This window comes from Clostridium sp. CS001 (assembly GCF_020443565.1).
GTDB lineage: Bacteria > Bacillota > Clostridia > Clostridiales > Clostridiaceae > Clostridium_AD.
The window spans coordinates 91536-111717 of the sequence record NZ_JAIZZN010000006.1; the positions used below are offsets into that span (position 1 = coordinate 91536).

The window sequence follows — 20182 nt, forward strand, 5'->3', positions numbered from 1 at the left end:
ACACTTTTTAGATTGATCTTGAATATTATATTTGAAAAATACAATTCTTTAGAAATCTGACATAAATAATTGTGCTAATTTTATAATAGGAGATGATTATTATTGTTAAATTTATAAAAAATAAACGAAGAAACATTATAATTGGATTTATGCTAATAGCTATAATTGCAACTTCAACTATTTTTATGGGTTTCATGAGAAAAGATATTACAGTTCTTGTAGATGGTACCCCAATTAAATTAACAACTTACCAGAAAACCTTTGATAGTGCTTTAAAAAGCGCTAATATAAATGTAGCCGTAAAAGATAAGACAGATAAGGCTTTAAATTCAAAAATAGTTGACAACGATGTTATTACTATAAATCGTGCTGTAGACCTTAAAGTATTTGTAGACGATAAAGAACTTAATATAACCTCTGCTGAAAAAGATATTGCTCTAATGTTAAGTACAGAAAAAGTAGCCTTAAGTCCTAATGATAAGGTTTCACCGACAATAGAGACCAAATTAACTAAGGGAATGGATATTATCATAACTAGGGTTAAAACAGAGACAATACTTGAAAAAAAGGCTATTGATTTTAAAACAGTTATTAAAGAAGATAAGAATACATTAAAATCTAAAAGCAAGGTTTTGCAAGAAGGCGTAAAAGGTGAAAAAGCCATTACTTTAAGTGTGACTTATGAAAATGGGAAAGAAGTAACCAGAAAAGCTATTAAAGAAACTGTGGTTAAGGAACCTAAGAGTAAGATAATAGCTCAAGGTACATTATCACCTATAACCATTTCAAGGGGTCAATCCTCTGAAAGTACATCTAAATTAACCCCTCCTGAATCTTCCGGAAAAATTTTTACTGTAAAGGCCACTGCTTATTGGGCTGATAGTTCAAACAATGTTTATACATCCTCTGGGAAAAAGGCAGTACGAAACCCGAACGGATATAGTACCATAGCCGTAGACCCTAGGGTTATTCCACTAGGAACAAAGCTATATGTTGAGGGTTACGGTTATGCTGTAGCTGCGGATACTGGTTCTGGAATTAAAGGCAACTTTATTGATGTTTTTTTCAACACAGGTGGAGAAGTTAATAATTGGGGTGTAAAGTACTTGAAAGTGCAAATATTAGATTAACTTTTATGATATTTGATAAACTATTAAATCATCATCTGCGATGTTGTTAAATAACACTGCAATAAGAATAATTCTAGGAATTTCTAATAAATATAGAACTAATTAAAAAGTTACTTGTTCAATATCAAAGCCCTCTGCTATCAATCTATGCAGGGGGCTTTCATTTTTTATTTATTCAACTTAAATGTCAAATCTTAAATCTTTAAGCTTGCCACTTGCCACCTGGGTGGCACTACTTTTCTTTTAGTAGTAAAGACTTTCTGTTGGATATTCAGCATCACATGTTATGTCTATACCCAGTTTTCTAAGGGTTTGCTCATCATTTGTGCTTATAATTGTAGTTGAGTGAGCTTGACATCCTTTTAGCATTGTTAACTTCTCCATAGCCACTTGAGCTGTTGGATTTGTTGCTGCACATATGCTAAGTGCAATTAAAATATTTTCACTATCTAAGGCCGGATTCTTGCTACCCAATGTTTTTGATTTTAAATTTATAATTGGTTCAAGTATAACTGGAGAAATAAGATGAATATCGTCAGCTATATTTGCAAAATACTTAACAGCATTTAAAATTATAGCCGCTGTTGCATCCATTATCTCTGAACTTTTGCTAGTTAATATTGTTCCATCATTAAGTTCTATTGCAAGAGCTGGACAAGTCTCTGTTTTATTGGAACATTGCTTTAAGCTAGCTGATCGGTCTCTTGCGGGAATAACAACTTTTCTATCTCGCTCTTTTAGGTTAAGTTCTTCCATAATAAGTTTTACACGATTAAAAGCTTCTTTATCCACATAACCCTTTTTATACTCACAGCCTGTTTTAAAATATCTTCTTATTATTTCTTGCCTAGATGCTTCTTTTATAACCTCATCATCAATAATTCCAAAGCCTACTCTATTAACTCCCATATCCGTTGGGGATTTAAAAACAGCATCTTCCTCTGTTATCTTTTCTATAATTCTTCTAAGTACAGGGAAGGTTTCAATGTCACGATTATAGTTTACAGCTATCTTATTATAAGCATCAAGATGGAAAGAATCCAACATATTCACATCATTAAGATCTACTGTTGCAGCTTCATAGGCTATATTTAAAGGATGCTTTAATGGAACATTCCATACTGGGAAGGTCTCAAATTTTGAGTACCCAGCTGCTCTTCCTAGCTTATGCTCATGATAAAGCTGATTAAGACAAGTAGCTAACTTACCACTGCCTGGTCCTGGTGCTGTTACGACAACAATAGATTTTGTTGTCTCTATATATGGATTCTTACCATATCCCTCATCACTTACAATTGTATCTACATCTGTAGGGTATCCTTTAGTTGCTCTGTGTTTATATACTTTTATGCCCCTACGTTCAAGCTTATTTATAAAAATTGTAGTAGCTGGTTGACCGTCATATCTAGTAATTACAACGCTGTTTACATCAAGTTCACAAGCACGTAAATCGTCAATTAATCTTAAAACATCCACGTCATAAGTGATTCCATAATCTCCTCTTATTTTGTTTCTTTCAATATCTCCTGAATATAAGCAAATAATAACTTCAACTTTTTCTTTTAGTTTATGTAATAGCTTAATTTTCGCATTTTCATCAAATCCTGGCAAAACCCTTTTTGCATGTAGATCATTGAATAACTTTCCACCAAACTCTAAATATAATTTATCATAATCATTAACTCTTTCCAAAATATACTTTGACTGTTCTTCTAGATATTTTTTCTGATCAAATCCTATTTTCATTTGTACACCCCTCTAATAAAATTACTTCTTATATATTTTCTAACTAGTATTTACACTTAAATAAGTCTAGCAAAAATGCTTTTACAACTTTATATTATTGCACAAATTTTTCTTTAAGTAAATATTTTTGATCAACTTTAACTTAAATAAAATACTATTGTTCATTTGACATACCTCACAAATTATAGTAAAATTAATAATTATAAGACAGTTCTAAATCATCCTTTCTGTAAAGAAAACTAGGATGTAACTACCGTTTTAGGTGGATTTTTGTACGAGGGTGGTTTATGCCCTTTTTTATTTGTAAAAATTTTAAACATTCTACTCCATAAAATCATTTGTGATCCAAACAAGAGAGGTGTGTAAAATCATGGCAATTGATACGAAAGCAATTGAAGAACATATAAAAGGTATTCTAATAGCTTTAGGTGATGATCCGTCTCGTGAAGGACTTAAAGAGACCCCTACACGTGTAGCAAAAATGTACGAAGAAGTGTTTGCTGGCATGTGCTATAGCAATGATGAAATTGCAGAAATGTTTAATACAACCTTTGAAGATGATTTAATTGTTGAAGAAGGCTCTCGTGATATGGTAATAATGAAAGATATCCAAATCTTTAGTCATTGTGAACATCATTTAGCGTTGATGTATAACATGAAAGTTTCAGTTGCGTATGTTCCCACTAAAAAGATTATTGGTTTAAGTAAAATTGCAAGAATAGCTGATATGGTAGGCCGAAGATTGCAACTTCAAGAAAGAATAGGAACAGACATAGCTGAAATTATACAAATAGTCACTAATTCTAGCGATGTAGCTGTTATTATAGAAGGTGAACATGGCTGCATGACTACCCGTGGAATAAAAAAACCAGGAACTAAAACCATGTCAACTACCTTAAGAGGAAGATTTAATAATGATGTAATTTTAAATAATAAATTGATGATGCTTTACGGTAAGTAAGTAGTTTAAGGTATATTTGAGAATTATCATTTAATCCTAAGCTCTCAATTAAATCATCATCTGCAATGCTGCAATATTAAATTTAAAGTGTAGTTAAAGTAATTACCCATTACTTTAACTACACTTTTTTACTCCATTATATTTCTTAAACATCTAACTAAAACAAAAGCTCATAATATCTCTTTATGCTCTCTTCTAACATTTCAACACTAATAAATCTTGCTTCACGAATAATTTCTTTGCCTTCAATATAAATCAAAATTGCAGGCAATGTAAATATTGAGTACTGGCCTGCTGCCTGGGTAAATTTATCAATCTGAACTTTACTCATTTTAACCTTTGGAAATTTAATTATCATCTCTTCAATTTTAGGTAATAATGCTCCACATACGCTACAACCTTCCGATGCAAAGTAAATCATTGCCATAGTATTATTTTTTATGAACTCATCTATTTCATCTAAGGTATTTAATACTATCATTATTATTCCTCCTAGTGCCACCCAGGTGACAAGTGGCATATCTACATGTTTTACTTTTACAAAATCACAAAAAATCATAAAATAGACTACTTTATCAATAATTCCACAAGCTCACTCAAATTATCTATACATAAAATATCTATATCATCTTTTAATTTATCTCCCCTTAATATAACAATCCCCTGCATACCAAGCTTTATGGCAGCTTCAACATTTACAATGTTATCATCGATAAATATCGCTTCCTCTGCCTTTATGTTTAGATGCGAAAGAGCTGTATTAAACATTAATTCATGTGGTTTTAATACACCTATTACAGAGGACATCACAAAACTAGAAAAATACTCTCTTAAGCCAACATTTTTAAATACCCGTTCTAGCGACGGCCAGGTGTCAGATATCACACCTAATTTATAATACTGACTTAACTTTGGTATAACTTCAAATACATCCTGAAAAAACTCGAATTTCTCATCATTATAAACCGTATCTTTGGCTATCTCCAAAATATAATCTGAACTTACTTCAAGGTCCGGTAGTTCTTTTGCAAAAATACTATAAAACTCTATGAAATGTTCTAGCTCTTCTATTTCAGTTAAAATTAAAGGATGATTATGAAAATATTTATCTCCTTTTTTAAAGGCTTTTTCTATTATATCTAGATCCAACGCGTCAAATTTATTTTTATCAACGTATTTAAAAAAGTTAGGTGGCATAAACCAATGACCTGTTCGTGGTTTATTAAGTACACGTCCTGAATCAAATAATATTGCTTTTATATTTTTAGTATCTATCATTTTCATTTCCCTCCATTGATAATGAAAATACCGCATATTATGCAGCATACATGATTATTAATGTTTAATAGCATCCTCTCCAATTACAAATTTCCCAAGTCTTTTGAATGGAGATACAATAAACTGTGCTTTTCCTTGTATATCTTTACCGTCTATATAAGGCTCATTCCACTTTCTGGCATCCCATGAGTGTGCCCTATTATCTCCAAAAAACAAATACTTATTTTCGGGAACCTTAAAATGTTTGCCTAAATTTTCATTATACACTACATATGGCTCCTCACTTTTCAAGCCATTAATATAAACTTGACCATCATCTTTTATATCAACTTCATCTCCTGGTAGTCCTATCAATCTTTTTATTAATCTATCTTTTAATTCATTTGAATAAAAGACCACTATGTCACTTCTTTTTAATTTGGTTTTATCATAAATCTTTGTAACTATAATTCTATCTCCTACCTTAATTGTAGGGTACATAGACCCAGAAGGAACCTTAACTTTATAAAATATAAACTTATTTATTAAAACCGCTAAAATTATTGCTAAAATAATAGGCATTACCCAATCACTTAATATCTTTTTATAGTTCAAACTCTCATCTCCCTTTGATGCGCAAGCTTATCGCAAGCAATGTTTAATACCTATCCTATGGGTTTTTATTATAACAAAAATCTATTTTCTATAACTTACTTCACTTAAGTCTGGTACATGGTCAAAATTAATAATCTTATTATTGTATAAGAACTTCACACCGTCAATCCATTGACCCTTATAATCCTTTTGCAAAAACGTTTCAATTAATTCTACCGATGTTATGTTTCCACCCGTTGATCCTTGAAAGTAATTCCTTGACCATGACTGTCCCTTAAATTCTAAATTATCTGTAACCTTCTGATTTTCTTCACTTTCTTTTAGGTTTATTACTGCAACTTTCTTCCCATCAACTTCTGTAATTTCTAAAACTTCAATAGGTAAATTACTAAAATAAACCTCAGATAGTGTTTTAGCAAGGGCACCAAGTTTATCTTTTAATGGTAAATCATCAGCAATATAAGTACCAAAATGAGCCTCCTTAGCATAGGTATTTATATCTGCTGAATATATTGGATAAGTACTATTTTTATTTTTAATCTCTTCTTTTAATTCCTCAATGGATTTCTCCAGATCACTGCTTTTTTCTTTCATAACACTAACCTCTTTAGTAAGTTTAATATTTTCATCTTTTAATGAATTAGAACATCCACTAGTTATGATGATCACTGAAAAAAATGTAGCACATAGTATTATCAACTTTTTATTCATATAGAGCCTCCATCATATATATAATAGTCCATCACAGAAACTTCTTCAAAGCCGCAAGATTCATAAAGTCCAAGTGCATTTTTATTTTCTGTAGCAACTTCAAGAAAAATGTTATCTAATTGTTTTTCCCTTAATATATCAAGGGCAATACTTAAAACTTCTCTTCCATATCCTTTGCCCCTAAAGTCTGGAAGTATTCCAAATCCATAAATACCACCTTCATTATCAGTTAAATCAATACGTATTTTCCCTATGATTTCCCCCTGTAACTCTGCAATGTAGCTTACAGAACCATCATCTTCATGAATAGATAGCTCGCTTGTTTCCTTATCACCAGCTTCTTTTTCTATAAGTCCAAAGTAAATAGAATCTTGTCTATACAACTCCGCTGCATCCTCTTTAGTAGCCACTCTAAGTTTTATACCATATGCACAAGTACTTTTTAAATTCTTTTTATTTAAATACATTTTATATTCTGAAGAAGAATATTCAGCTCCAAGAGAATTTATAAATGCTAAGCCTGAAAGGGATGTATGATCGCATAGAATTAGCACTTGTGAAGGACTTATTTTTTCCCATTCTGCTTTGGCAAGTAAGTACAACTTCTTGAATATTCCTTTCATTCGAAACTCAGGATGTACCATACCGCTAACCTCTACTATATCTCTACTAAAATTACATAAGCCTAAATATCCTACTAACTCATGATCTTCATAATAAAGAAACTCTGTCATAATTTTGTTTTTTACAGAACTTCCTCTTTGATTCATTTTAAAATCAAGTTCTAGCTTTAAATTTATTGCTTGTTTTTTATAACAAATATCCTCTAGACCATTAATATCCTCATACTCTTCTTGATTTAAGTTGAACCTCATAGAAATACTATGATTATTATCCATTCTTTTTCCCCCTAGTTTTTAAAATTTATATTTTAGATATCACCTTAGTCCTTCTTTTATTCCCCAAGCTCTTCGAAGATTTCCTTAACTCCATTTCCCCAACTTTTATCACTTGCATATTTGGTATTTATCCAATTGAAAATATCCATATCTGCTGGCTTGTCCTTAGCTAGGTTAATAACGGTTCTAGCCGCTATTCTACTAGAATCATAAATATCAGTATTATATTCCTGCCAACTATGGAATACATTAAACGGATTGTTTGCAATCTTTTGCGAATCCTCATGATTCTTTGGAACGAAAGATTGCTCTTGGCCTGTAATAGCAAATAATATATGTGGATTTAAGTTAAACTCCTTAGAAGATCTTATTATAGCGGAGAAATATGGTTCCTGCGCAAGTATTGAGTTTCTTGTATTTAAAAACGCTAGCAGCTTGCCTTTATCAATATCTTTATAATTGAAATAGTCAGGCAGATGAGGGTGATGGCTCATTGCATCTATAACATACAACTCAGATATATCAATACTGGGAGCATGATTTTGCACTACCAGGCTTTTGTTTTTAAGCCTACCTTTTAGCATGCTGCTATCCATAACCAGGTTATTTAAGGAATATAAAGACAATATCAATAAGGTTAATATTGAAAGAGTTACTTTTCTAGATAAAATCTTACTTGAAACACCCTCTAAAAGAATACCAATTTTATCAGAAACACTATGAAAGTTTAATGATGCTTCTTTTTTAAATTTGAGTATCTGATTTTTAAAGTTAAGTTTTAAACTTAGTAACCTATTATATTTAAACTCCCTATGTTTAGCTACTTCATATCTAGGTGGTAATTTAATATCTAGATATGATAAATCAATCCCATCATTTGTATTATCAATAGATGCCACATATTCTTCAAAGCTCTCCTGTGATATAGTATTCTTTTGATTTTTATTTATCCATGAAATAATGAAAGTTTTCATTTGAGGATTTTCTTTTAATTCTGTAGTACACGCATTGAAAACATCCCATTTCAATATACTTTTTTTATCACTTAAAATGGTGCTTTGTAGAATGTTTCTTTTAATGTTCTGCTTATTTTCTACATTTATACCTTCTAAATTGCAATCAATAATTTGATATATTGTGTTTGATAATATTATTGCGTTCTCTTTAGACGAATTATTAGGGTATTTTTTCTTAACATACAACTTTATTCTTTCAATCTCTTCTTTGGTTATAACAGAAGATACCTTTAAATTTTCAATAACATTCTTCATAACTTTAAACCTACCCCAAGTAAATATATTTCATGCACTTTAAATATATTTTATTTATTTTCATAAATGTTGTTATAATTTACTCCTTCTACTTTGCCTATCTCTAGACAAAACTCTCCAGAAGTGTCTAAGAGTATGTACCCCCTCATAAAGAAGTCCTGTTTTATGAAAGAAGATATTATCTTCTTTTGTTTTTATCTTCTGCTTAAATGGATAATCATTGAGATTTCCGCAGTAATAAATAAACTTGTTCATAATCATGGAAATATCTGTTGGTGTTACCTTATAAGATTCTACGCAAGTAAGTTGAATTCCTGCTTGCCTTAATGCTTCCATTACAAATTCAGAGCATATATAAGTTTTGTAAATTGTGTGCTTTTTATTAGAAATAAGTCCTATGGCTTGAAGAAAATTATAGTAATATATCTCGGTGTCATTGTATACATCATATATAAACTTGTTTATTAATTCATATTGCTTTAGTGTAACAGGTATTCGGTATACATTGATGGGTACATCCCCCTCAATTCCCATGCTAAGTGTAAATGCACTTTCTCTAATGATTCCACCTACAAGTGGGTTGCTAATTGACAACCTACAAAAGGAATAAATTTGGCTTAACCCTTCATCTAAACTGATTGAAGCATGATTATATTTTCCTTTTAAAAATCTTCTAATTATCTTTCCCATGGAAGTTGGCGTTCTTGAAATAACAACATAAATATACTTTTCCATCCTACTTCTCCTTGCAACTTCTAAATATAATTCAATTATGCCTTCATATGTACTCGATAATTATCTTCATAAAAAATAAAAGTAATTATATTATAACTCTTACCCGAACTATTTTCCATTAAATTATTTTTATTCCATATCTATACATTTACATATGAATCACTCATCACATATTATTTCCTCACGATGAATTCTTTATACATTGTTAAATCATCTTCTGCTAAGCTGCAATATTAACCACTTCAGAAGGATATTTAAGCACCCGCTAAAATTTCCACTTTGTTACAGTATGCAATCCCCACTTATGGACGTAGGCGACTTTCCTTCTGAAATGTCGTTAAAAATAAGAACTCCAAAATCTTATTATATCTAAGATTTTGGAGTTCTTAATGCTATATTTAACTTAAAAAATCACTAGCCACAATGCAATTCTATTTTCCCAGATGATTATACTATAATGATGCTTTAAATATATTTAATACATCTTCTGAATCTAAAGCTCTAAAGTTTCCTAGTTTGCCTCTTCTTGTAGCTTGTTTTGCCATTTCTTCTAACCTTTCTTCATTTATTCCAACTTCTTTTAATGATGAAGGAATTCCTAAAGAATTAAAATATTCTCTTGTTTTATCTATTGCCTCATTAGCTATTTCATACTTATCTTTCTTTGCGTCAATACCCCAAACATTTACACCATATTCCACAAATTTTTCTAAAGTTTCTTCATTTAAAATGTATTTCATCCAATGTGGTGTTAAAATTGCAAGGCCCACTCCATGAGTAATGTCATAGTACGCACTTAATTCATGCTCCATTCCATGAGTACTCCACTCCGTTACTTTTCCATAACTTAAAAGACCATTTATTGCAAGACTTGAAGTCCACATTAAGTTAGATCTTGCTTCATAATTTTCTGGCTCTTTAATAGCAATCTCACCATACTTTATACATGTTTTAAGCATTGCCTCAGCCATCCTATTTTGAAGATAGGCTTCATTTGTACTACTAAAATACACTTCAAATATGTGGCTAATTATATCTGCTGTTCCTGCCGCTGTTTGCTTTGTAGGCAATGTGTATGTGTATGTAGGATCTAATATAGAGAACTTAGGTGCCATAGCTGGGTTTCCTGTACCTAACTTTTCATTTGTATCTATATTGGTAATCACAGCTCCTGAGTTCATTTCAGAACCTGTTGCAGCTAGTGTTAATATAGTAGCAAGTGGAAGTGCATTTTCAATCTTTCTTGGGTCAATCACTATATCCCATGCATCTCCTTCATAATAATAGCCCGCTGCTACAACCTTTGCACAATCAATGGAGCTTCCCCCACCAACTGCAAGTATAATATCTATTTTATTCTCACGGCAAAGTTGAATACCCTTTTTTACACTTGTTATTCTTGGATTTGGCTCAACTCCTGAAAGCTCCCAAAAACTAATATCATTTGCTTTGAATATTTCTGCAATCTTATCATATATTCCACTTTTCTTTATGCTTCCGCCACCATAAACAAGCAATACTCTAGACCCATATTTCTTTATTTCTTCACCAAGTATATTTATTTTATTTTTTCCAAAGAATATTTTAGTTGGAATTGAATAATTAAAATTGTTCATTAATAACCACTCCTCTTTATTTCTATAATAACTTATAGTATTTACTTTTTGCTTCTTGAATATTGGAAAGGCCAATTAACTTCGTACCCTAACTTCTTGGCTGCCATAAGTGGCCAATTTGGATTTCTCAAAAGTTCTCGCCCAAGATACACAAGATCAGCTCTATCATTTTGAATTATTTCTTCTGCCATAGCTTCCTCAGTAATTAAACCTCCAGCCATTACGCAAAGCCCTGTATTATTTTTAATAGTTTCTGCATATTTTATTTGATATCCTGGATAAATATTTATTTTAGCAGATACTACTGCTCCTGAGCTAACATTTATAATATCCACCATATCACTTTTAACTAAATTAATAATATTTGCAAGATCAACATCATGGTTACCCTCTTTAACATAATCTTCCGCAGATATCCTCACAATTAAAGGTTTCTCCACTGGCCATACCTGCCTTACGGCTTCTATAATTTCTTTTAGAATCCTTGCCCTATTTTCAATGCTTCCTCCATATTCATCACTTCTCTTATTAGATAAAGGTGATAAAAATTGATTAATTAAATATCCATGAGCTGCATGTATTTCTATAACATCAAAACCAGCCTTTTGAACCCTAATAGCCGCTTGTTTAAAATTATTAATTACACTGTTTATATCCTCTTTTGTCATTTCCCTCGGAGTTTTAGATTCCTCATTAAAAGCTATAGCACTTGGTGCAACAATCTCTTCGCCTTCTGCTTCACACTTTCTCCCAGCGTGATTTAGCTGTATACCAACTTTAGCGCCATATTTTTTAACCTCTTGAACTATTGTGGCAAGACCTTCGATTTGGCTGTCTTCCCATATTCCAAGATCTTTGCTAGATATTCTTCCTGCACTTTCTACTCCTGTAGCTTCAACTATTATCAAACCTGTGCCTCCAATGGATCTGGTTGCATAATGCATAAAATGCCAAGAATTTGCTTTCCCACTATTATCCGAGCTATACATACACATGGGTGGTAAAACAATTCTATTTCTTAATTCCATATCTCTTATTTTAATGGTTGAAAATAAACCTGCCATATAAATTCCTCCTAATAGATGTAATACTTTAATTTTACTACTATTATCACTTATTGCAAGTACACACTTTTTAAACATATAGTCACTTTAATGATACTCTTCCTTTTTATTGACAAAACATAAAATTAAACATAATATTTCTTTATTGGGTATAATATATCTTTGGCTTGTTATTTCTCAAACAATTTGCATAAAGTTAAGGGTATATCATAAATAAAGGAGATAAACTATAGTTAGTAAAAACATATACAAATATAATCAAACATGATATAATATAATCACTGAAAGGAAGTGATTATATTTGAGTAAAAATTATAAGCCTAAAGAATTTGCAGAATTATTAAATGTATCAGTTTTAACACTACAGCGTTGGGATAATGCAGGGAAATTGAAAGCATTTAGAACACCAACAGATAGAAGATATTATACTTATGAGCAATACAAAGAATTTAAAGGTGAAACATCTTCTGAAAAGAAAATAGTTATATATACAAGGGTTTCAACTTCTAATCAAAAAGATGATTTAAAAAATCAAGTTGAGTTTCTTAGACAATATGCTAATGCAAAAGGAATTATTGTAGATGAAGTTATAGAGGATTATGGGAGTGGTTTAAATTACAATCGTAAAAAATGGAATAAACTTATAGATGAATGTATGACATCTAATATAAGCACCATAATAGTAACCCACAAAGATAGGTTTATACGATTTGGTTTTGAATGGTTTGAAAGATTTTTAGAAAAGTTTAATGTAAAAATAGTTGTTGTAAACAATGAAAGTCTATCACCATCAGAAGAATTAGTACAAGATATAATTTCTATACTTCATGTTTTTAGTTGCAGCATTTATGGTTTAAGAAAATACAAGAAAAAGATAAAGGAAGATGAAGAAGTTGAAAAAAGCATACAAAATAGAAATTAAACCAACTAAAGAGCAAATAGTTAAAATTCATCAAACTATTGGTGTAAGCAGGTTCCTATATAACTTTTATATTGCTCATAATAAGGAAGTTTATGAAAAAGAAAAGAAGTTTGTTAATGGAATGGATTTTTCTAAATGGCTTAATAATGAATATATTCCTAATAATCAAGATAAAGCATGGATTAAAGAAGTATCTTCTAAAGCTACTAAACAAGCTATTATGAATGGTGAGAAAGCTTTTAAAAAGTTTTTTAATGGTGAAGGTGGTTTTCCAAAGTTTAAGAAAAAGAAAAATCAAGACGTTAAAGCCTATTTTCCAAAGAATAATAAAACAGATTGGACTATTGAAAGACACAGAATTAAAATACCAACTTTAGGTTTTATAAGATTAAAAGAGTTTGGATATATTCCAGTTAATTCAGTAGTTAAAAGTGGGACAGTAAGCAAAAAGGCTGATAGGTATTACGTTTCAGTTTTAGTCGAAGAGGATATACAAGTTAATAATGTGGATTATTCAAAAGGAATAGGCGTGGATTTAGGACTAAAAGATTTTGCAATTTGTAGTAATGGCTTAACTAAAAAGAACATTAATAAAACTAAAACAGTTAAAAAAGAAGAAAAGAAACTAAAACGCGAGCAAAGAAAACTTTCAAGAAAATATGAAGGTTTAAAATCAAGAAATAAAAAAGAGAAAGGAGAAGCTACTCGTCAAAATATTCAAAAACAAATAGTAAAGGTACAAAAACTTCATCAAAGACTTACAAACATTAGAACTGATTATATTAATAAAACAGTAAGTGAGTTAGTAAAGCAAAAACCAAGCTTTATAACAATAGAAGATTTAAACGTAAGTGGAATGATGAAGAATAGATGTTTAGCTAAAGCAATAGCACAACAAAAGTTTTATGAATTTAGAACTAAACTTATTTCAAAAGCTAATCAAAATAGAATTGAAATAAGAATAGTTGATAGATGGTATCCAAGTAGTAAAACTTGTAGTTGTTGTGGAAATATTAAAAAGGATTTAAAACTATCTGATAGAGTTTATAAATGTGATAATTGTAATACTTCTATTGGTAGAGATTTAAATGCTTCTATAAATTTAGCTAATGCTAAAAAATATAAGATAGCTTAATTGAACAAGCACTTATATATGTACCCAAGGCTATTGGGGGAATTAACGACTGTGGAGTGCTATACAAACTGTAGTAGCTTAGGCAAGGCAGAGCAACAATGAAGCAGTAAAAATCTCAATATGAGTATATTTGACCATATTTTGAGTAGCAGTGTTAATAACATGAATACAATATTATTTGATCTTGATGGTACATTACTTTCTATGGATATGATTTTATTTGAAAAAATATATTTTCAGGAACTTGCAAAGGATTTTGCTGATATAATGTCCCCTGAGCAATTAGCTAAAAACATATGGACTTCCACTAAAGCTATGGTAGAAAATACAGAATATAAAACCAATGAAGAGGTATTTATGGCCGACTTTACTACTAGAATGAATATGGAACTTCCAATACTCCAAAAACGTTTCGAAAATTTTTACGATACAAGCTTTTTAAAAATCAAAGATCTGGTTTTAGATGTTAAATGTATAAAAGAAAGTGTTAACCTATTAAAATCAAAGGGCTATACCGTTGCACTTGCTACAAATCCTCTGTTTCCTGAAAATGCTATTCATCATAGAATACGTTGGGCAGGCTTTGAGCCAGAGGAATTTTCATATATTTCAACTTTTGAAAAAAATCATTATTGTAAACCTCAATTAAAGTATTATGAGGAGATACTGACAGATATCGAAAAGACACCTTCTGAATGCTTAATGGTAGGAAATGATGTTCAAGAGGATTTAGTAGCTAAAAAACTTGGAATGAAAACATATCTAATAACAAATAATTTACTTCATAGGACGAAAGAAGAAATAGTAACTGACTATAAAGGCAATTACGAGAACTTTTATGAATATGTAAAAGGCTTGCCCTACCTGTAATATATAACTCAAACTTGCCACTTGCCACGTGGGTGGCACTAGAGGGGGTGGCCCTAGGGGGTATTAAAAATGAGGAAAGAATATGTAAGTTATATAAACGATTTACCGCTAAGCATTTCTCTTGTGAGTATAAATGAATACCCAATTCATTGGCATAACTCTTTAGAAATAATCTTTGTGCTAGAAGGTAGTGTTAATGTACTTATAGAATCAGGAAATTATGAAGTTCTTGCAAATGAACTAGAGATTATAAATTGTGATGAAGCTCATAGTATCTATTCAAAAGAGGAAAACAAGGTTTTAATTTTCCATATAGACCCTACATTTTTCGAAAAATATTATGCTGACATGGAAAATATCTATTTTCATGCAAACTCTAGTGAAGAAGGTGCTCAGAGGGAAGAAAAGTATGATGTTCTTAGAAAATACTTGTCTATTCTAGCCTGTGAAATAATACAAAAGAATGAAAACTTTGATGACCAAATAGACTCTGTTTTAGTAAAGTTATTGTTCCATTTAATAAATAACTTTCACTATCTTAACTATGATGACGAGGAATTAAAGGAAAATGAAGTACAATTTGAAAGGTATCACAGGATTAGCAAGTATATCTATAACAATTACATGAATAAAATAAGTTTACAGGACGTAGCTGAACAAGAATACTTAAGTTCTTATTACCTATCTCATCAATTAAAAGATATGGCTGGAAGAAACTTTAATGAACTATTGAATATTGTGCGGGTAGATGAATCTATTAAATTACTATTAGATACTGATAAAACTATATCAGAAATCTCTGAAGATGTTGGGTTTTCACATTCTAGGTATTATAACAAAAGCTTTAAGGCTCATTATAATTGTACCCCTCTGCAATTTCGGAAGAAATATTACATACCAGAGGAAGACTTAGAAAACTTCAAGAAAATGCAAACCTATGATTTAGGTGAAGTGCTGCAATATTTATCTCATCACCTAGAAGACTATGATAGATTTAATTATACTAACAAAATTATAAAGCTTAAAACGGATTTTTCGTTAACTGGCACCTCCTTGCAGCATGTATGGAGAGATAAAATAAATCTAGGCGAGGCAAAGGAACTTACCAAAGCCAGGGAGCAGGAATATGTAAAAACCATTCAAGAGTCCATAGGCTTTAAAAATGGCATAGTTCAAAACTTATTTGGAAAAGAAATGAAAATATACTTTAATGAAAATGTAAGTTTTTTAAATTGGACTGAAGTTGAAAAGCTATTGGAATTTTTAATGGATATATCTCTTGAACCATTAATAATTTTAAATCAGACTTTTGATGATAAGGACTCTTTCATAAAACTTTTGGAAAGCTTTATATTATATTTTGCCGACCTATATGGAATTGAGATAGTTATGCACTGGAAATTCCAAGCCTCAAATGACTTATCCACAGAATATATATATATTGCACAGAAAATTCTAAAAAAATATGGATTGGAGAATTTAATAGAGACACCCTTTGAGGTTCCGAAAGATATAAATACTATTTATGATTCTTCCTATATGCTTCCATATATTATTCATAACTTTATTAATGATAATGCTAATAGTGCTAATTTGCTCACTTTAAAGGCTTTTGACACAGTAGAGGAAAACTCAATTTTAAATAATGAGTTATTTTTCGGCTCACCTGGTTTCCTTACATTAAACGGTATAAAAAAGGATTCCTTCTATGCTTATTATTTATTATCTAAACTAGGAAACGAAGTTATAGACCAAGGTGATGGATACATTATCACAAAACAAGACGAGGACCTTCAAGTTTTACTTTATAGTTATAGTGATGAACTTAATACCCTAATTAAGTTAGAAGATTTACCTAAGGGTAAAGGTAGTAAGAATATTACTGAGAGAAAAATATCCTTATCAATTAAGAATTTAATTCACGACTATAAGGTTGTTAAATATGAAATTGGAGAAAAGGTTGGCTCTGCTTACGACATTTGGTTATGCATGAGCAAACCAAAAAGACTTAGTTATGATGAATGGAAAATTCTAAATAAGATTTCTTCTCCTAATATTTCTTTATCTTATGCTAAAAAAACTGCCGTTTATAATAGCATAATAAAGATAGAAGGTTATGGTTCTACCTTAATAGTTCTTCAAAAAGTACAAAAACACCTGTTTTAAGGTGTTTTTGTGTTTTTCTATGAAAGCACAAACTTGCAAGTTAGCAATTTTGTGCTTTTTACCACGCAACCCTGTGAATGTTAATATGCTCATTTTCACGTACAATAATACTATGGAAACAAACTGAATGTAGAATCACAAAACAGAAGAGTTCCAAAGGAGAAGTGGATTTCATGACAATGAGTAACGTCACAGATAATAATAAAATGTTCGGTGAAGAAAAAATAGGAAAACTATTATTAAGGTTTTCAGTTCCAGCAATAATTTCATTAATGGTAGCAGAAATGTACAACATGGTGGATTCTATGTTTGTAGGAAAGGCTATAGGTGCTAATGCTATAGGTGCTCTAACCATAGCATTCCCAATTCAAAGATTGTTTTTAGCTATATCTATGCTTATAGCTATTGGTGCCTCTACTTCAATTGCAAGAAGTTGTGGAGCAAAGGATTTTGAAAGTTTAAAAAGTATAATACCTAATGCTATAGTTTTAATGCTTATAATAATCTCAGCGGTTGGCATTGGTATTTTTGCTTTTCAAGATAAAATTTTAATAGGTTTAGGTGCAACAGAAAATATATTCCCTCTTGCAAAAGAATATGTAACTATAATTCTAATAGGCGTTTTGTTTCAGGCCTTTACAGTAATTGTTTCTTATATTATGACTGCACTAGGAAACACTAAAATAGTTTTAATAAGTACTTCTATTGGCGCAATTTTTAATATAATTATAGATTACTTCCTTGTAAATGTATTTCCTTATGGCATGGAAGGTGCTGCTATAGCAACAGTAGCATCTCAGATAATAGCTTTTATATATGTACTTTATAAGTTTTTAAAACTAAAAAAGGGATTAAACTTTTCACTTAAATTAACTCTTAATAAATCAATATCAATTGCAATACTATGTGTTGGATTTTCAACCTTTACAATAGAGATATCAGATGCTGTAATAGCTGTTATATTAAATAACCTATTAGCTTCTCGTGGTGGAGATTTGGCAATAGTAACATTTGGCTTAACTACAAGGGTTTCAATGTTCCTGTTTATGACGGTAATCGGCATAAGTTCTGCTATGCAACCTATAGCAGCATATAATTATGGCGCTGGAAATTATAAAAGGCTAAAAGAAGTTGTTAAAACAGCCCTAATTTCAGTGTCTGTAAGTTCAACTTTATTATGGGCAATATTCATGATCTTTTCAAAGCAATTTATAAGCTTATTTATAAGTGATAGTGTTGTTATAGATCAAACAGTAAAAGCCTTTAGAATAGTTATATGTGTATTCCCATTCCTTGGAGTATACTACTTATCAATTTACTACTGTCAAGCTATAAATAGGGTTAAAACCTCTTTCTTGTTATCTATCTACAGGCAAATAATGGTATTTATTCCTTTAGTATATGCCCTTACAGTTGGACTTGATATGGGTGTTCAAGGAGCATGGATTGCTTATCCTGTATCAGATATGATAGCCTTCATTACTGCTTCTATCTTCATTAAATATACTTATACATCTTTAGAAATACTTGAGTGTCATCAAGTTTTAAAAAAGAACAATATTAAAGCTAGACTTGCTAATGCACATATTTAAAATTGAATATATCCTAGTAAAAATAAAAGAATCCATGTGTAAATTAAATTACTACATGGATTTTCTTATTAACTTGGTTTGATTGCCTTTTATGCAAAGTATTCTTCACTTAAAATCCCCATTACAATCTCATCATAATATTTGCCATCTCTAAAAATTTCTTTTCTTAGTCTACCTTCTTGCTTAAATCCACATTTTTCATAACACTTAATCGCACGATCATTGAAGGAATATACGTTCAATTTAATCTTGTGAATATTCATCTGCTCAAAGATAAACTTTATTAAAACTTGCATTGCATCAGTGCCATACCCCTTGCTCCAGTAATCTTTATCCCCAATGAATATGCCTACAACTACAACACTGTTTTTCCAATCTATATCATTTATTCCACAACCGCCTATATATTTCTTATCCTCTAAGGTTTCTATGGCAAAACTATATATTTCCTTTGTTGCTGACATGCCTTCAAACCATTTTAATTCATCTTCAAAAGTGTATAGGTAAGGAATTCCTGGGTGTAACAGTCTTTTCACCTCAGGATCATTTATAAACTCTTGTGCTTGTTTTACATCTTCTTTTTTATATTCTCTTAATTTAATTTTTTTACCTGTATACATAATTATTACCCCCTTAATTCTATATATTATATCTTGCCATTAAGTAATCATCGTCATATTTACCATTTCTAATGATTGCATATTTTCTTGTGCCTTCTATTTCAAAACCTAGAGATTTATATAGGTTTATTGCTTTTTCATTATCTGTGAAAACTCCCAGTTCAATTCTGACAAGCATCAACCAATTATCACCTATGTCAATTAAATTGTTCATTAAAGCTCTACCTATTCCCATTCCATGATATTCTTTTGCAACCATTAGTCCAATGCTTCCAGAATGTCTTACTCTGTTTGATTTGTTTACTGATAAAGAGCCAATTCCAACTACTTTTTTAATTCCTTCTTCTTCTACCTCAGCTACTAGCATATGGTCATTGAGTGTAAGTCCATTTATGAAGCCTTCAGTTCCTGCAACTCTTTCACTAATAATGCCCATTATATTTTCTCTTACTCCATCTTGACGCCTTATCCCATTTATAAATACTGCATCTTCAATTTTCACTGGTCTAATAATAAAATTCATACTCCACTACCCCCTTATTTTCTATGAAATCCATAGCCGTTGTTAATTGCTACTACTTGAATATAAAACAAAAAAACTCCACGAAATCACTTTAGAAGTGACTCCGTAGAGTTATCTACGTGTAGGAAAAGTCCCTGTACCGCTAACAATTTGTTAGGTACACTCACTGTATGTGTTATATATTATGATATTATCAATATATTGTCAATACTAAATTGATAAAAACTTGAAATATTCTTACTATTATCATATTCCAATATAAAATTGTGTAACTCTAAACCTCTTAACTTCACTTCCATTGCTATGACATATTTTAATACCAACTTGCCACGTGCCACTTGCCACCTGG

At 30.7% G+C, this 20182-nt stretch carries 19 protein-coding genes; 7 read left to right on the forward strand and 12 right to left on the reverse strand.

Annotated elements, in window-relative coordinates:
• Nucleotides 1–149: 149 nt before the first annotated feature.
• Nucleotides 150–1130, forward strand: coding sequence for a 3D domain-containing protein (locus LGK97_RS06105; RefSeq protein WP_226258863.1), 981 nt, complete (start codon nt 150–152; stop codon nt 1128–1130).
• A gap of 243 nt (nt 1131–1373) precedes the next feature.
• Here the strand turns inward: LGK97_RS06105 and LGK97_RS06110 are convergent, their stop codons facing one another.
• Nucleotides 1374–2876 (reverse strand): DUF1846 domain-containing protein, encoded by a 1503-nt coding sequence (locus LGK97_RS06110; RefSeq protein WP_226258864.1) that lies wholly within the window; start codon nt 2874–2876, stop codon nt 1374–1376.
• A gap of 370 nt (nt 2877–3246) precedes the next feature.
• Here LGK97_RS06110 and folE point away from each other — a divergent pair, with 370 nt between their 5' ends.
• Nucleotides 3247–3837 carry a GTP cyclohydrolase I FolE gene (gene folE, locus LGK97_RS06115; RefSeq protein ID WP_226258865.1) on the forward strand — a complete coding sequence of 197 codons (591 nt, stop codon included), beginning with the start codon at nt 3247–3249 and terminating at the stop codon, nt 3835–3837.
• Nucleotides 3838–3994: 157 nt separating this feature from the next.
• Here the strand turns inward: folE and LGK97_RS06120 are convergent, their stop codons facing one another.
• The 9 genes from LGK97_RS06120 to namA all read right to left on the reverse strand — a co-directional run bounded on the left by LGK97_RS06120 (nt 3995) and on the right by namA (nt 12005).
• Complete coding sequence (locus tag LGK97_RS06120) at nt 3995–4318, reverse strand: thioredoxin family protein (protein ID WP_226258866.1); 324 nt, start codon at nt 4316–4318, stop codon at nt 3995–3997.
• A gap of 86 nt (nt 4319–4404) precedes the next feature.
• Nucleotides 4405–5115: an HAD-IA family hydrolase gene (locus tag LGK97_RS06125; RefSeq protein ID WP_226258867.1), complete on the reverse strand. Its 711-nt coding sequence runs from the start codon at nt 5113–5115 to the stop codon at nt 4405–4407.
• A 57-nt stretch (nt 5116–5172) separates the two neighbouring features.
• Nucleotides 5173–5709, reverse strand: a complete 537-nt coding sequence (lepB, locus tag LGK97_RS06130) for a signal peptidase I (RefSeq protein ID WP_226258868.1) — start codon at nt 5707–5709, stop codon at nt 5173–5175.
• Between the two features lie 81 nt (nt 5710–5790).
• A complete protein-coding gene (locus LGK97_RS06135; protein WP_226258869.1) occupies nt 5791–6420 on the reverse strand; it encodes a hypothetical protein in 630 nt (209 codons plus the stop codon).
• Complete coding sequence (locus LGK97_RS06140; RefSeq protein ID WP_226258870.1) at nt 6417–7319, reverse strand: GNAT family N-acetyltransferase; 903 nt, start codon at nt 7317–7319, stop codon at nt 6417–6419. Before LGK97_RS06140 ends, LGK97_RS06135 begins: the two co-directional genes overlap by 4 nt.
• 56 nt (nt 7320–7375) lie before the next feature.
• The gene (locus LGK97_RS06145) at nt 7376–8590 is read right to left on the reverse strand and encodes a hypothetical protein (protein ID WP_226258871.1); all 1215 of its coding nucleotides are present in this window, start codon (nt 8588–8590) and stop codon (nt 7376–7378) included.
• 72 nt (nt 8591–8662) lie between these two features.
• On the reverse strand, nt 8663–9325 hold the full coding sequence (locus LGK97_RS06150; protein WP_226258872.1) for a hypothetical protein: 663 nt from the start codon (nt 9323–9325) through the stop codon (nt 8663–8665).
• Nucleotides 9326–9777: 452 nt separating this feature from the next.
• Nucleotides 9778–10941 (reverse strand): iron-containing alcohol dehydrogenase, encoded by a 1164-nt coding sequence (locus LGK97_RS06155; RefSeq protein ID WP_226258873.1) that lies wholly within the window; start codon nt 10939–10941, stop codon nt 9778–9780.
• Between the two features lie 41 nt (nt 10942–10982).
• Nucleotides 10983–12005: an NADPH dehydrogenase NamA gene (namA, locus tag LGK97_RS06160; protein WP_226258874.1), complete on the reverse strand. Its 1023-nt coding sequence runs from the start codon at nt 12003–12005 to the stop codon at nt 10983–10985.
• Nucleotides 12006–12306: 301 nt separating this feature from the next.
• Here namA and LGK97_RS06165 point away from each other — a divergent pair, with 301 nt between their 5' ends.
• From LGK97_RS06165 to LGK97_RS06185, 5 genes are all read left to right on the forward strand, one after another.
• Complete coding sequence (locus LGK97_RS06165) at nt 12307–12927, forward strand: IS607 family transposase (protein ID WP_226258875.1); 621 nt, start codon at nt 12307–12309, stop codon at nt 12925–12927.
• Entirely contained in the window at nt 12899–14062 is a 1164-nt protein-coding gene (locus LGK97_RS06170; RefSeq protein WP_226258876.1) for an RNA-guided endonuclease InsQ/TnpB family protein, read from the forward strand. The genes LGK97_RS06165 and LGK97_RS06170 overlap by 29 nt, the downstream gene beginning before the upstream one ends.
• 162 nt (nt 14063–14224) lie before the next feature.
• Nucleotides 14225–14932 (forward strand): HAD family hydrolase, encoded by a 708-nt coding sequence (locus LGK97_RS06175; protein ID WP_226258877.1) that lies wholly within the window; start codon nt 14225–14227, stop codon nt 14930–14932.
• Nucleotides 14933–15001: 69 nt separating this feature from the next.
• Nucleotides 15002–17098, forward strand: coding sequence for a helix-turn-helix domain-containing protein (locus LGK97_RS06180; RefSeq protein WP_226258878.1), 2097 nt, complete (start codon nt 15002–15004; stop codon nt 17096–17098).
• Between the two features lie 173 nt (nt 17099–17271).
• Nucleotides 17272–18690 (forward strand): MATE family efflux transporter, encoded by a 1419-nt coding sequence (locus LGK97_RS06185; protein ID WP_226258879.1) that lies wholly within the window; start codon nt 17272–17274, stop codon nt 18688–18690.
• Nucleotides 18691–18779: 89 nt separating this feature from the next.
• On the opposite strand, the gene LGK97_RS06190 is transcribed toward LGK97_RS06185, so the two are convergent.
• Both LGK97_RS06190 and LGK97_RS06195 read right to left on the reverse strand, forming a co-directional pair.
• On the reverse strand, nt 18780–19310 hold the full coding sequence (locus tag LGK97_RS06190; protein ID WP_226258880.1) for a GNAT family N-acetyltransferase: 531 nt from the start codon (nt 19308–19310) through the stop codon (nt 18780–18782).
• Between the two features lie 19 nt (nt 19311–19329).
• Nucleotides 19330–19833 carry a GNAT family N-acetyltransferase gene (locus tag LGK97_RS06195; protein ID WP_226258881.1) on the reverse strand — a complete coding sequence of 168 codons (504 nt, stop codon included), beginning with the start codon at nt 19831–19833 and terminating at the stop codon, nt 19330–19332.
• Nucleotides 19834–20182 lie beyond the last annotated feature (349 nt).